This is a genomic window from Parashewanella tropica, from assembly GCF_004358445.1.
Classification (GTDB): Bacteria; Pseudomonadota; Gammaproteobacteria; order Enterobacterales; family Shewanellaceae; genus Parashewanella; species Parashewanella tropica.
Genome location: NZ_CP037951.1, coordinates 449,691 through 463,332 on the forward strand (window position 1 = coordinate 449,691; position 13,642 = coordinate 463,332).

The window sequence follows — 13,642 nt, forward strand, 5'->3', positions numbered from 1 at the left end:
AAAATCGGAGGTCTAAATGTAGATGTTAGCAAACCGAACGTGCTTTCAATATGACTATAAAGTGAGTTTAATTTAGGTTTAATTAAATGAGGAGTTTAAAACGCCCCTTTGATCCACTGTACTTGTTGGTTATCAATGGCAACGACATCAAATCGACAGGGGGCTTGTATACGATTGTGTTGGATATAAGCATTGGCGGCATTACGTATACGGTGCATTTTTTTAGAGGAAATGGCACTAATCGCACCACCAAAATTTGGGTTGGTTCTCAGTTTGACCTCAACAAATACCCAGTGTTGACCATCACGCATTATCAAGTCTAGCTCGCCAAATGAGTAACGAACATTAGCGTTTATAAAACGTAATCCATGCTTTATTAAATAGGCTTTAGCTTGCTGCTCTCCTTGCTGGCCAAGGTTCATAATGGGTATAACACTCCTCGTTTATATTGCCCCCATTGAAGTTGGCGGCGAACGACACCATTGGCTTCCACAGATAAGGTACCGCTTTCTCCTTTAAATTGAAACCCGGGAAAAGCACGCATCTGAGCCAGTTGACCAATCAACCCCATCGCATCATGACCCATGGTATAGAGACGTTGTTGGTTATAGCTCCAAGTTGGCCACAATTGATGGATCGTGCGGTGCTCAGCGGTATTTTGCATTAACCACGGTGCTTCACTCATGATAATACCGTTATATTCTTGATTCTTCTTAGAGTGGCCAAGATTCGGACGACTACGGCTATTGGTATACAGAGGAACCGGTTTAGTAAATACGCTAAAACTGACATCGATAAAAGGCTTTAATAACGGTAAGTCACGGGAACCCGACAGCATGTATATAGCATCGATATCGCGTCGAGACCGAAAGTCAGCTTTCACTTTTTTGTCAATCAGGGACTTTATTTGGGCAATACGACTCAGGCTATCTGAAACTCCCATGGCTGTTTGAACCGTTTGTTTCATCTTATTGCCTTCAGCATAAAAGTGAGTTTCAGCTTCAATACCCGTTAGTTTGAGCCACTCATTATTAAAGGCCGAAGCCATATTGCGGCCGATACTATTATCGGTAGCAAACACGAGTGGGGTTTTGATGCCACTGCGTTGCATGCGCAGTGCGGCATCTTCAGCCTCTTGCTGCGGAGATAGTGAAAAAAAGTAACTGTTATCAACGTTACTTGGTTTGGCTAATTGGTTTAAAAACAGTTGTGGAACAATCAGCCCTTCTGCTTCTTGCAATTGATGCAGTTTAGCCACATTTTTGGGAAGCAACGGGCCGATAATAAACTCAGCTCCATCAGCGATCGCTTGCTGGTAAGCTTGCTGAACCTCTGTGCTTGTATCGTAAAACTGGAGTGTGGCTTGATCACTGTCACTGTAGTAGCGATTAATGATCCCAGCTTTAATGGCCTCTGCAAAGTTAGAGCCAGTACCAGTTAAAGGCAGCAGGACTGCGATTTGTTGAGGTTGATAAGGTTTGGTATTGATGGCCTTTTGAAGATCACTTGGCAGCTCAATTGCCGCAGGGTGTTGAGGGTTGTTTTTCTGCCATCGACTTAGGTTACTGATCAATTGCATGGGATCAGCACCATAAAATTTAGCAATGTAAGCCAGTTGAACCCAACCAGAAAACATCTGAGGTAAAGGCTGTTGTTTTAGAGTGACAAGTTGTTCTTGCGTTAATTGACTTAATGCCTTCCAAATATGACTATTAAGCGTTTGTGCTTCATCTTCGCTAACATACTGAGTAAGAGAAGTGTAAGACTTCAATTTATCAATCGGTTTTAGTAATAGCCCTAGCAGTAGCGCACGCTGTTGGTAATAATTTCGCCATTGCCAGCGAGGTAAAACCCAAGCACTTGGATAAGATAAGGTTTCTAAAGCAAATTGATACTCTTGTCTTTGATAAGCGATTAAAGACTGCAAATATCGATATTCAGCTTGGATTTCAGGTGTCGATGTCAGTTGAGTGGAAATCTTCTGCATCACTTTTGAGGCTTGGTCGCTTTGGTTGTTATCTAGAAATGCATGAACCGCCAGTAATTGAGCCCGTAATTGTAGATCGGTTGAACGCAATTGTTTGGCTTTTGCTAAATATTCGGCAGCAGAGAATCTAACTTCATTTAATGCGAGATCGGAAGCCGTTATGGATTGGTTGGGTGAGGAGCTACATCCAAGCAGAATTAAGCTTGTTAATAACCCGACGAAATATCCCCGAATATTTTGCAGTTTCAACACAGATTTACTCTCTGATTATGATAATATTCCCACCCATTAGGGTAGCGCTATGAACATAGTTTAACCTGCTCTTATATATGACGAAAGTCTGAAATGACGAATGAGGATATTATGGATCACGTCGCGGCGTTATATGTGGTGCCAACACCCATCGGAAACCTTGCCGATATTACCCCTCGTGCTATTGAAGTGCTTAAGCAAGTGAGTATGATTGCTTGCGAAGATACAAGACACAGCGGTAAGTTACTCAGCCACTTTGGCATCGAAACCCGTTCTATGGCGGTACATGATCACAATGAGCGTAACCGAGCGGCGAGTATCATTCATAAACTCGAGAATGGTGAGTCGGTGGCTTTGATATCAGATGCGGGTACACCGCTCATTTCCGATCCTGGTTACCACTTAGTCTCTCAAGTTCGTGAAGCTGGGTTTGATGTCATTCCCTTACCGGGCGCTTGCGCGGCGATTACGGCATTGAGTGCCTCAGGGCTACCTTCCGATCGCTTCTCGTTTGAGGGTTTTTTGCCTGCGAAGGAAAAGGGGCGTGGTGATCGTTTATCCGCCTTGGTGGATGCAACTCGAACTCTGATCTTTTACGAATCTCCTCATCGTATTTTGCCAAGTTTGCATTCTATGGCGCAGCACTTTGGTGAAGATAGACCTATGGTCATGGCCAGAGAGCTCACCAAGACCTTTGAAACCTTTTTATCAGGTTCGATTGCTGAAGTGATTCAAAAAGTGGAATCCGATCCTAATCAGCAGAAAGGTGAGATGGTTTTGATGGTGAAAGGTGCTGAGGCAAAAGAAGACGGTGAGTTATCACCTGAAGTTATCAACACGCTTACTTTGTTAAGCCAAGAGCTACCATTAAAAAAAGCGGCGGCTATTGTTGCGCAAATCTACGGCTTAAAAAAGAATGCCCTTTATAAAGCTGGATTAGAACTGGATTTATAACTCGATAATTTCGTTTTAAGCTTATCCAATAAAAACATTCAATTGGATAAGCTTATTCACATCTATTTACAATTTCTATATCCAAATTCCCTCTCAAATAACACAAAAAACCATGTGTTCAATTTACCTTCTACTCTCTTTATGTTTTAATTTGTGACCGCGAGTCACAAAATGACTGTGAGTTCTTGGTGGACGTAAAAATGATAGAGACAACACGAAAACAACGAGAGTTTGCACGCAGAGAGGAAGATATTCTGTCGGCAGCCTTGAGTTTGTTTGAAAGGGCTGATTGGCAAAGTGTTACGGTGGCACAGATCGCCAATAAAGCCGAAATTGGTAAAGGCACAGTTTACAAACACTTTGCTTGTAAAGAAGAGATTTATGCGCGTATCGCACTGTCTCATTTTGAACAATTTAGAGAGCAGTGGCCGATAAAAATTCCTGAAGAAAACCGTTTAGCGGCGGTTGAGCAGATTTTAAGGTTGGCATTTCAAATTAGCTTAGATGATCCTGTGGGAGCCAAGGTTGCGCATTATTGCCATCGTGCAGATGTGAGGAAGCGTCTACCTGAAACGGTTGCTAAAGCGTTCGAAGACATGGAAAAGCATGATCAATGTTTTTTTGAAGACTTGCTTGAGGCAGGTATGAAAAGCGGCGAGATCCCAAGACAATCGGTTGAGGAGTTAGTCATTGCGTTACATGCCAGTTTTCATGGCACATTAAGAATGATTTGGGATGGTGAAATAGCCGCGTTTGAAGGGTTAACACCAGAGCGATTTATAGAGATCAATAGTCAGTTTATGGTGGCTGGGATCTTAGGAAAAAGAAGCCACTAGTGCTTTCACGGTAGAAATTAATACAAGTTGGAAAATATGATCAAACCAAAGTTAAACTCCGTAACGATTGCGGTTTTACTGGCATTAGGTGCTGTTACTTGGATTGCCACTGGCACCATTTCGACCAGTCAAGATAGTAGTGAGCAAGCTCTGTCTCATCAAAAACAGCAAAAAGAGCAGTCACTATTTAAAGTGCAAGTCGCCGATTTTACCGCTAATGAAATGAACAACCTCCTTAAGTTACGCGGTCAAATTGAAGCACCAAAGCAGGTGTCATTAAAAGCCGAAGTCTCTGGCAAAGTGATCAAAAAGAACATCCTTAAGGGTGAGCAAGCTCAAAAAGGGCAAGTGATTGTTCAACTCGAAGTGAACAACAGAAAGCTGTCTTTGGAATCCGCAAAAGCCGATTTGCTGGTTAAGCAAGCCGATTTAAAAGCCAGTGAACGTTTGTTAAAAAAGAAGCTGGTATCATCCAACCAACATAAGCAAGCACAAGCACAATTAGCGAGTGCAGAAGCTAACGTTAAGCAGTTACAACTTAACCTGCAACACACACAAATTAAAGCGCCGTTCAGTGGCATTTTAAATGATCTTACTGCTGAACCAGGTAGTTATGTTGGTGTGGGTGATCCTATCGGTACCCTAGTTGATAACAGCTATGTACTGATTGTGGCTCAAGTGCCTCAGCGAGATATTGCGGAGATCAAACTGGGGTTGCCAGTGAGTGCTGAACTGACCAATGGCCGAAAATTGCATGGTGAAGTCAGCTATATCTCTCAATCTGCCGATCCTCATACTCGAACCTATCGAGTTGAAGCTAAAGTTACCAATTTAAAAGCGCTACCAGCCTTTGGTCAAAGTGCCAAGATCGAGTTGGATTTAAGCTCGATCAAGACCCAAAAAGTCCCAGCCTCGATGTTGGATTTAGCTACCGATGGTCGTCTACAGATCAAAGGGGTTGATAAGGACAATAAAGTGAAAACGTATTTTGTCGATCTGGTTCGTTCTGATATTTCAGGAGTATACGTAACAGGGTTACCCGATCACGTTACTTTGATCACTGTCGGTCAAGGCTTTGTTGCCAATGGGCAAACCGTTGAACCTCAGTATGTGACGTCGGAAAAGGAATAACGGGATGGGGCGAATTATTGATTGGGCGTTGGATCGAAGCCGCGCCGTTTTGTTATTGCTTTTTTGTTTGATTTTAGCTGGAGCAGTGGCTTATATCGCCATTCCTCGTGAATCTCAACCGGACGTTGCCATTCCAAACATTTACGTTTCTATGGTGCATGAAGGGATTTCGTCGTCAGATGCCGAGCGATTGCTGGTGCGTCCGATGGAAAAAGAGCTTCGCAGTATTGAAGGCGTAAAAGAAATGAAATCGGTGGCCTCGGAAGGTCATGCTTCGGTTTCATTGGAGTTTGATGCGGGTTTCGATTCTGATCAAGCCTTGCTGGACGTGCGTGAAAAGGTGGATTTAGCTAAAGTTAAATTGCCATCAGGTGGTGAAGAGCCAGAAGTTCACGAAGTGAACGTGGCTTTGTTTCCGGTATTGTCCATGAGTTTGTCAGGCCCTATTCCTGAGCGTCAAATGCTGCGACTCGCACGCGATTTAAAAGATGATATTGAAGCCTTGCCCGAAGTATTAGAAGTGGATATCGGTGGCGATCGCGAAGAAGTATTGGACGTGATTGTTGATCCACTGGTACTGGAAACCTATAACATCGACTTCATACAAGTGATCCGCAGTATCGCCAATAACAATAAGTTAGTGGCGGCGGGCGCCATTGATAATGGTGATGGTCGCTTAGTGGTGAAAGTTCCGGGTGTTGTTGAAGATATTGATGACATGTTGGCACTGCCAATCAAAACCGTAAACGATACGGTGGTGACGTTTGGTGATGTCGCTTCTATTCGTCGTACCTACAAAGATGCGCAAGGCTTTGCACGCGTAAATGGACAAAGCTCGATTAACCTTGAAGTGAAAAAGCGCGTCGGTGAAAACATCATCGCCACCATTTCAAAAGTGAAAAAGATTGTCGCCGAAAAAGAGGGGTTTTGGCCAAGCACTTTAAACTTGGATTACACCTTAGATCAATCTGAGCAAATTAATACCATGATTGGTGACTTACAAAATAACGTCATCAGTGCAGTGATCATGGTGATGATTGTGATCATTGGAGCTTTGGGTTTCCGTTCATCTTTGCTGGTGGGCATGGCAATTCCGGCTTCATTCTTAGCGGGTATTCTCGTCATCTACATGATTGGTTATACCCTCAATATCGTTGTCTTATTCAGTTTGATTTTAGTCGTGGGCATGCTTGTTGACGGTGCTATTGTGGTGACCGAATTGGCGAACCGTTATGCCGACAATGGCTTAACGCCTAAGCAAGCCTTTGGTATGGCGGCCAAGCGAATGAGCTGGCCGATTATTGCCTCAACAGCGACAACATTAGCGGTATTTGTCCCATTGGTTGGCTGGCCGGGAATGGTTGGCGAGTTTATGAAGTTCTTACCGATCACTGTGATGATTTGTTTGATCGCTTCACTATTCGTGGCGTTAATCTTTTTACCTGTATTGGGTGCGGCTATCAGTCGTAAACCTGCGAATAGTGCTCAAAATGGGTCTGTTTCTGTAGTTGATGATACCGAGCAAGCAGAAGCGCATGGTAAAGGTTGGTACTCTAAAACCTTAGCTTTGGGTTTACGTCATCCAACCAAAGTGTTTGGTTTGACCATCATGGCGATCATCATCAGCTACATGAGCTATTTTACTTTTGGCTTAGGCACCGAGTTCTTCCCAGATACTGAGCCAGATAGCGCGAAGGTATTGGTTCATGCTCGTGGTGATTTATCTGTGTATGAAAAAGACAAGCTGCTTCGCCAAGTTGAAGAACGTTTGATTGGCATGCCTGAACTTAAATCAGTATCGGCACAATCTTATAATCAAGCGCCTAACCAGTTAGCTGAAGATGTGGTGGGTACAGTTCAATTCCAATTTATCGATTGGAAATGGCGTCGTCCAGCCTCGAAAATCCTTGAAGAAATGCGCCAAAAAACAGCCGATATTGCAGGCGTTAAATTGGAGTTTCGTAAGCAAGAAGACGGCCCGAGTGCGGGGAAACCGATCCAACTTCAAGTCAGCGGCATTAGCCAAGAAAATATCTACCATTCGGTGGATATGATCCGCGCTGAAATGGAGAAAACCAAAGGCCTTATCGACATTGAAGATAACCGACCTCTACCGGGGATCGATTGGCAGGTGACGGTTGATCGCCATGCAGCGGCTCGTTATGGTGCAGACATCAATCTGATTGGTAGTGCGATTCAGATGATGACTCGTGGTTATAAGGTTACAGACTTTAGACCCGATGATGCCGAAGAAGAAGTGGATATTATGATCCGCTTTCCGCAAAACGAACGTAACTTGGATCAGTTATCGAATTTCAGCATTCAAACTCAGTCTGGCTCTGTGCCGTTATCTAACTTCGTGGAACTTAAACCTGTTGCTAAAACAGGTACCATTAAGCGTGTCGATGCCAAGCGAGTTATTACCATTCAAGCGGATATTGAAGAAGGCTTCTTAGCCAGTGAACGCTTGCAAGCCTTACAATCCAAGCTGAAAAACGAGACCTTCCCAGCCGATATTCGTATCACCGAAAAAGGCGACTCGGAAGATCAAAAAGAGACAGGGATATTTTTATCTCAAGCCTTCTTTATTTCCGTATTTGCGATGTTGATGATCCTATTAATGCAATTTAATAGCTTCTATCAGAGTTTGCTGGTACTCAGTGCGATTATTTTCTCAACCGCAGGTGTGCTGCTTGGTTTGCTCGTCGCACAACAAGCTTTCGGAGTGGTCATGGTTGGCCTTGGTATCATTGCGTTAGCGGGCATTGTGGTGAACAACAATATTGTATTGATTGATACTTATAATGTGATGCGAAAAGAGGGACATTCGGCTTATCACGCTGCCTTGATCACCGGTGAGTTGCGTTTACGTCCTGTACTACTGACAGCAGGTACCACTGTATTAGGTTTGATCCCAATGGTATTGTCGATGAACATTGACTTTATGAATCGTGAAGTGGCATTTGGTGCGCCATCTACTCAGTGGTGGACACAGCTTGCCAGCGCCATTGCGGGAGGATTGGCGTTCGCAACCGTGCTGACTTTATTCTTAACCCCGTGCTTGCTGGTATTAGGAGCCAATGTATCGAGCTGGTGGAATAATCGTCGCTCTGTTAAAACGGCGTGATATTCCATGCCTAAGCCATAGCGTAGAGTCCATGGTTTAGGTATAATTCCCCGCGAGTTGACCGAGACAATCGCTGCATCATCTTTATGGATGATGGGGAGGAAAGTCCGGGCTCCAAAGAGCAGGGTGCCAGATAACGTCTGGGCGGCGTGAGCCGACGACAAGTGCAGCAGAGAGAAGACCGCCAAGCTTGCTTGGTAAGGGTGAAAGGGTGCGGTAAGAGCGCACCGGGCCACTGGTAACAGTTGGTTGCAAGGTAAACTCCACTCGGAGCAAGATCAAATAGGTTCCCGCATGGCGTGGCTCGCGTTGGGAACGGGTAGATTGCTTGAGCCTACGAGCGATTGTAGGCCTAGACGAATGATTGTCGCTTATCCTTTTTTCAAAAAGAGTAAGAACAGAACCCGGCTTATAGCGTCAACTCACTAATTTCTAGATAAATGTCGACCTCGGTCGACATTTTTTCTTTCTAGGCTAGGCTCAATCTATGACCAATATTCGTTCATAGGTGAAGTGACTATGCCATCCGTTAGCCGTATTCTTTATAGCATTTCAGCTTTACTCACCATTTTTGCCTTTATCAGTTTTGTTTTTTGGGACAAGCCAATCGCTTTGTATTGTTATCAAACCTTCGAAGGCACATCTTTATTTGAAGTGATTCAATTATTAGGCATTAGTACAGGAAAGCTTGTCATGCTCGCTTTCGCCTTTGTGCTTGGACTCTATGTTTTGGCTTATTACCTAAAAGGAAAAACCGAGACAATTTCGGAAATTAAAGTGCTATTTGGGGGCTATAGTTTGGCGTTAGTGATAACTCATTTATTGAAGTATCTTTTAGGACGTTACCGCCCCAAGCTGTTTATTGAGCATGATTGGTATGGATTTCATGGTTTCAGCTTCTTGCATGATTACAACTCGATGCCGTCAGGGCACGCCACATTCGCGGCGGGTTTGATCATACCTGTCGGGCTGCTCATGTATCAGAAAAATAAAATGCTGGCTTTATTTACCATTGGATTTGGCATCATGCTTGGCTTAAGCCGGATCATTATCAGTATTCACTTTTTATCGGATGTACTGGTTGGAATGGCGATTGGCTTAAGCTGTTTTGCTTTTGCACTACAAAAGATCCAAAAATATTAGGGCGTGTTGACCTTTCGTGATTATTTTTGCAGCGATAAATTGGTTATCTTATGCAAGGCAGAGTTTGTGAAGTGTGGTTGACTCACATAAACAAACGATAACGTAGCAGAAGTGACCAATTTACGCTGTCTTCGATGCTTTTGAGCACTTCCTGTTCTGCGTTGTGATCAGCTCACTTAGATGACTAAGCTTTACTGCTCACGCCTTGAGCAGAAAAGTGCTCAAAGAGCACAAAATTCAATCCTGAAAGATCAACACGCCCTAGCATAAACTATACTGACTTTACTCACCGTATTTTGCTTTATACAAGAGCAATGAACCTTTTCAAGTAAGATGTCTGATTTGTTCATTTTTTAAAATCAACATAAGGATGTGGATGATGAAAAAATCACTGTTAGCAATTATTTTAGCGAGCTGCTCGACTTCGGCAATGGCCGATTGGGGGGCTGGTTTACACTACGTCAGTTTTATCAATAATGGCGATGGACCAGATGTCAGTTATGAAGGCGCACAAATCTCATTGAACTACATCTATGATGCCGGAGAAGGACTCTCTATTATCCCTCAAGCACGGTTAGTGGCTGGATTGGATACCGAAGATATAGTGATTTTAAATCGAGTGGTTAAAACGGAATTAGATTCAGCTTATGGTCTGGCGGTAAAAGGGGTTTATGAATTAGATAATGGCCTGGTGCTGTTTGCCGAACCGACTTATATGCGTTTAGATGTGACAGCATCAACGACGATAGCCGATGCTGATTTTAGTCTTTCTTCCGATACGTGGAAATTTGGTATTGGAGTGGGCGCTGGTTATCGCTTTAACGATCAATGGTCGTTTGATGCGTCCTACAATCACTCTGATGACATCAATATTACTAGCCTTGGCATTCGATTTGATTTCTAAGGAGTATAGAAAGGGCGCCTATTTTGGCGCCCTTTCTATAATATTTAACCTAAATTAATAGACATTTGAAGTATCAAAATAGATGCTGTTTCGTCCTGTCTTGTAAAATGGAATTTCAATACCCCAATTAATACCTACGTTCTCAGTATTTCCTTTAATCCGGCCATTGTTAAAGGCAAAGTTTAGTAATAACTGTCCAGTGGCAGGCGTAATTCCCGCTAAGCGGATGGTGAAGTTACCATTTGAATCGATACGTCCTGTGTAACCACGGCGCCAGTAATTGGTACCACCTTCAGGTGAGCTTTCTAATAATGTTGCTGTGTGAGCTGGATAATCGGACACTAACTTACCTGTTGCATAATAGTACCCACCTTGTTTTGTTATACGGAAATTTCTAACAGAAACGGCAGGATCAATTAAGCGATCTTGAGTTTGCTTGGTAAAGAATGGATGCTTCCATAGTAAAGCGGCAGTTAGCTTAGAAAGATGAACACGCGTTTCATAAGGATCATACTTATTAGCAAACGCTTTATTGGTTGGACCCATTAAGCTATTACCCAAGTCCTGCTCTAATCTTGGGCCAATATGACCAATACCTAATGCATGAGTTAATTCATGGATTAAGCCTTTCATCTTAATTTTAACGGCATGACCTTCATTTAAGCTTTGGTTAAGATAGATTGGACCGTCAGCTGGGATAAAGTTAGCGTGAGACTTACCACCGTAAGGAGCACTACCTCCACCACGGAACGCGCGAGCATCAGGGCCAGGATAACTGATAGTCCACCATACGTTTCCTGATTCTAGTGGGATATTATATTGCTCTGCCGCCTTAGGGATGGCTTCGTTGTTGATATCTCCAACAACCTCATAAGCACCACTGGCTTTCGTATACTGACCTTTAACATACAGAAGAACGGGATTGCCATCGGCATCGCGATTAAACAGCTTCAGATTTGAGGTTGGGTACCCCCAATAATTCATCCACTTTTCAAAAAAGTTTTCCGTGTAGTCTGCTATTTGTCTCATTTGTTCTTTATGGCCCATTGGTGGTTCGAAATCCTGAGGGGTGAAAAGAATGATACGAATGCTATCTTCAGACGTTGCTTGTTGTACCGTTTGGTTTATTGAGGGAGTTGGCTGCTCAGACGCAAAAGTCTGAGTAGTAAACGGTAACAAAAGTAGTATTGCGCTATTTATAACTTTGGTTGTAACCTTTTTTAGTTTCATTTTATGTTCCGATATTATTATTTTATTAACATTCAACCGCTTACAGAAAATTATCTTAGCTTGTTGTCAGCTGTGATAATTTGAGTTGATCATAAATTAAGCATATTTATAATATATATACTACATAAAGTGTCAAATCGACTGTGTTTTTATTTGGAAATCGTAGATCTAAAGCAGGTTGGAAGGTCGACTTTTAGGATGAACTTCCGTTAGAAAAGGGTTATACCTGAAACCTATAATTGCATAAATATGCAATCAAACTTAGAGATGTAAATCTTGATATGACTAGGTGAGTGAGTTTGATTTTACTTCAGAGCATGATGAACGAACTCAAGAAAACACCTAACTTTTACAGATAGCTGCGTTTCTCGGGCATAGTACATATAAATATTAGGAATATCACACCAATGCTCTTGAAATAATGGGATCAACTCGCCTGATTCAAATTTATCTTGCAAGACAAAGTCTATGGTCATTCCCATGCCAAACCCTTGAGAAACCATATCAACTAATGTTCCTAAGTCATTAACTATCATGGCGGTAGGAGGTTCAATATTGAGGATTTTACTTTCGCTTTTGTTTGTTTTATGTAAGCGAAGCGGTGCGAGCTTTCTGCTGCTTGGCATTCGAAACTTTACCATCGGATGGGTGGTCAGCTCAGAAATAGAAGTGGGAATATCTCTTGTTTGAGCGTAGCTTGATGAAACGAATAACGCAGCCTTAAACGAGTTGGTTTGTTTACCTGAGGGGTACAGTCGACGAGCAACCAATGTATCATCGACGCGTTTCCCATAGCGAAAGCCAATATCAAACTGTTTTTCGACTCGATTATCTAAGGTGTCTGATAAAGTTAAATCCAGTTGTATTAAAGGGAAAGCTTTTTGAAAGTCGATTAACCTGTCTTTTAAGAACCATTGATATATGGTGTTTGCCATGTTCAATGACAATATGCCAGAAGGCTTTTCATTTAAGTTGCAGATCACTTCTACAGATTTATTTAATTCTTCTATTGAAAACTGAGTATTGTCATAGAGTTGGCGACCGATATCGGTTAGGGTGATAGCGCGAGTGGTGCGGTTAAATAGCACTTGACCAATTTGTTTTTCTAATGATTTTAATGAATAACTGACTGAAGCTGAACTCACGCCAATTAGCTTGGCGGCTTTGCTGATATTTCCCGCTTCAACAATGGTTTTAAAGGTACTCAACTGATTGTAGGTAATATCATTTTTGAATTCGCTCATAATTTCGCATTATTGTTAAGTTCAACTTAATAATGATTCAATTTTAACCCGTCTTTTTTTATGTTCAATCAAATTATATAATCATTTTCATAGGTAAATAATGTCTTAATTTTTAGTTGTAGTTAGGAAGGGCAGTTACAGTGCCTACCTATTGGAGAAATAGAATGAATGCTTTATATCACCCAACAGTTCAACAGACCCTCGACGTTCTGCACGATGAAGCCAAGTTAGATTGGAAACCTATGCTGAAATACGCCCCACAAATCATTTGGGGCTTAATGAAAGGTAAAGGGCTTATGAAGGCACTCACTCCAGAAATGGCGAAAGACTCCTATATGCCCGTTTCCAAGGAGCAAGGGGAGTTTTTATACAATATGGTTCGTGCCACGAATGCTAAAAATATTGTGGAGTTTGGTACTTCTTTTGGTATCGGTACGATTTATCTAGCGGCTGGGGCACAAGATAATGATGGCCATGTCTATACATCGGAAATCGAGCCTCATAAATGCCAAGTGGCTAATCAAAATATTGCCAAAGCGGGTTTTTCTGATAGTGTAACATTGTTAGAAGGTGATGCATTGGAAACCCTAAAAACGGTAGAAGATGGCATTGACTTATTGTTTTTAGATGGCTGGAAAGATTTGTATAATGATGTATTAGATCTTATGCTACCTAAATTACGCATCGGCGCAACGGTAATAGGAGATAACATTACATTAGCTGAAGCAAGAAAGTATTTTGCTCGTGTGTCTGCTCCTGGCTCTGGTTTTGTCACTACAGTGGTCAACAAAGACACGGCACTTTCATGTTACATAGGTAAATAGGAATAATAAA

At 42.4% G+C, this 13,642-nt stretch carries 11 protein-coding genes and 1 other RNA gene; 8 read left to right on the plus strand and 4 right to left on the minus strand.

The window, feature by feature from the left end; all coding sequences use genetic code 11:
• Positions 1-95: 95 nt before the first annotated feature.
• Together E2H97_RS01920 and E2H97_RS01925 are read right to left on the minus strand one after the other, a co-directional pair.
• Entirely contained in the window at positions 96-422 is a 327-nt protein-coding gene (locus tag E2H97_RS01920; RefSeq protein ID WP_133405558.1) for a YraN family protein, read from the minus strand.
• The gene (locus tag E2H97_RS01925) at positions 419-2,239 is read right to left on the minus strand and encodes a penicillin-binding protein activator (RefSeq protein ID WP_133405559.1); all 1,821 of its coding nucleotides are present in this window, start codon (positions 2,237-2,239) and stop codon (positions 419-421) included. Before E2H97_RS01925 ends, E2H97_RS01920 begins: the two co-directional genes overlap by 4 nt.
• Before the next feature lie 111 nt (positions 2,240-2,350).
• Between E2H97_RS01925 and rsmI the strand changes: the two genes are divergently transcribed.
• The 7 genes from rsmI (at position 2,351) to E2H97_RS01960 (ending at position 10,334) form a co-directional block, all read left to right on the plus strand.
• Positions 2,351-3,193 (plus strand): 16S rRNA (cytidine(1402)-2'-O)-methyltransferase, encoded by an 843-nt coding sequence (gene rsmI / locus E2H97_RS01930; RefSeq protein ID WP_133405560.1) that lies wholly within the window; start codon positions 2,351-2,353, stop codon positions 3,191-3,193.
• A gap of 200 nt (positions 3,194-3,393) precedes the next feature.
• Complete coding sequence (locus E2H97_RS01935; protein WP_133405561.1) at positions 3,394-4,029, plus strand: TetR/AcrR family transcriptional regulator; 636 nt, start codon at positions 3,394-3,396, stop codon at positions 4,027-4,029.
• Positions 4,030-4,065: 36 nt separating this feature from the next.
• Positions 4,066-5,160 carry an efflux RND transporter periplasmic adaptor subunit gene (locus tag E2H97_RS01940; protein WP_133405562.1) on the plus strand — a complete coding sequence of 365 codons (1,095 nt, stop codon included), beginning with the start codon at positions 4,066-4,068 and terminating at the stop codon, positions 5,158-5,160.
• Between the two features lie 4 nt (positions 5,161-5,164).
• Positions 5,165-8,287, plus strand: a complete 3,123-nt coding sequence (locus E2H97_RS01945) for an efflux RND transporter permease subunit (protein WP_133405563.1) — start codon at positions 5,165-5,167, stop codon at positions 8,285-8,287.
• 54 nt (positions 8,288-8,341) lie between these two features.
• An RNA gene (gene rnpB, locus E2H97_RS01950) (RNase P RNA component class A) lies at positions 8,342-8,715 on the plus strand.
• Positions 8,716-8,806: 91 nt separating this feature from the next.
• A complete protein-coding gene (locus E2H97_RS01955; protein WP_133405564.1) occupies positions 8,807-9,430 on the plus strand; it encodes a phosphatase PAP2 family protein in 624 nt (207 codons plus the stop codon).
• Positions 9,431-9,806: 376 nt separating this feature from the next.
• Positions 9,807-10,334 carry an outer membrane beta-barrel protein gene (locus E2H97_RS01960; RefSeq protein WP_170308219.1) on the plus strand — a complete coding sequence of 176 codons (528 nt, stop codon included), beginning with the start codon at positions 9,807-9,809 and terminating at the stop codon, positions 10,332-10,334.
• 54 nt (positions 10,335-10,388) lie between these two features.
• Here the strand turns inward: E2H97_RS01960 and E2H97_RS01965 are convergent, their stop codons facing one another.
• Positions 10,389-11,564: a hypothetical protein gene (locus E2H97_RS01965; protein WP_133405566.1), complete on the minus strand. Its 1,176-nt coding sequence runs from the start codon at positions 11,562-11,564 to the stop codon at positions 10,389-10,391.
• Between the two features lie 305 nt (positions 11,565-11,869).
• A complete protein-coding gene (locus tag E2H97_RS01970; protein WP_133405567.1) occupies positions 11,870-12,808 on the minus strand; it encodes a LysR family transcriptional regulator in 939 nt (312 codons plus the stop codon).
• A 164-nt stretch (positions 12,809-12,972) separates the two neighbouring features.
• On the opposite strand from E2H97_RS01970, the gene E2H97_RS01975 reads away from it, so the two are divergent.
• Positions 12,973-13,632 (plus strand): O-methyltransferase, encoded by a 660-nt coding sequence (locus tag E2H97_RS01975; RefSeq protein ID WP_133405568.1) that lies wholly within the window; start codon positions 12,973-12,975, stop codon positions 13,630-13,632.
• The last annotated feature ends 10 nt before the right edge of the window (positions 13,633-13,642 follow it).

What these genes read in the sequence shown, in the direction of transcription:
- E2H97_RS01920 (WP_133405558.1), bottom strand. Translation starts at nt 422, where the DNA reads ATGAACCTTGGCCAGCAAGGAGAGCAGCAAGCTAAAGCCTATTTAATA.
- rsmI (WP_133405560.1), top strand. Translation starts at nt 2,351, where the DNA reads ATGGATCACGTCGCGGCGTTATATGTGGTGCCAACACCCATCGGAAAC.
- E2H97_RS01935 (WP_133405561.1), top strand. Translation starts at nt 3,394, where the DNA reads ATGATAGAGACAACACGAAAACAACGAGAGTTTGCACGCAGAGAGGAA.
- E2H97_RS01940 (WP_133405562.1), top strand. Translation starts at nt 4,066, where the DNA reads ATGATCAAACCAAAGTTAAACTCCGTAACGATTGCGGTTTTACTGGCA.
- E2H97_RS01945 (WP_133405563.1), top strand. Translation starts at nt 5,165, where the DNA reads ATGGGGCGAATTATTGATTGGGCGTTGGATCGAAGCCGCGCCGTTTTG.
- E2H97_RS01955 (WP_133405564.1), top strand. Translation starts at nt 8,807, where the DNA reads ATGCCATCCGTTAGCCGTATTCTTTATAGCATTTCAGCTTTACTCACC.
- E2H97_RS01960 (WP_170308219.1), top strand. Translation starts at nt 9,807, where the DNA reads ATGATGAAAAAATCACTGTTAGCAATTATTTTAGCGAGCTGCTCGACT.
- E2H97_RS01965 (WP_133405566.1), bottom strand. Translation starts at nt 11,564, where the DNA reads ATGAAACTAAAAAAGGTTACAACCAAAGTTATAAATAGCGCAATACTA.
- E2H97_RS01970 (WP_133405567.1), bottom strand. Translation starts at nt 12,808, where the DNA reads ATGAGCGAATTCAAAAATGATATTACCTACAATCAGTTGAGTACCTTT.
- E2H97_RS01975 (WP_133405568.1), top strand. Translation starts at nt 12,973, where the DNA reads ATGAATGCTTTATATCACCCAACAGTTCAACAGACCCTCGACGTTCTG.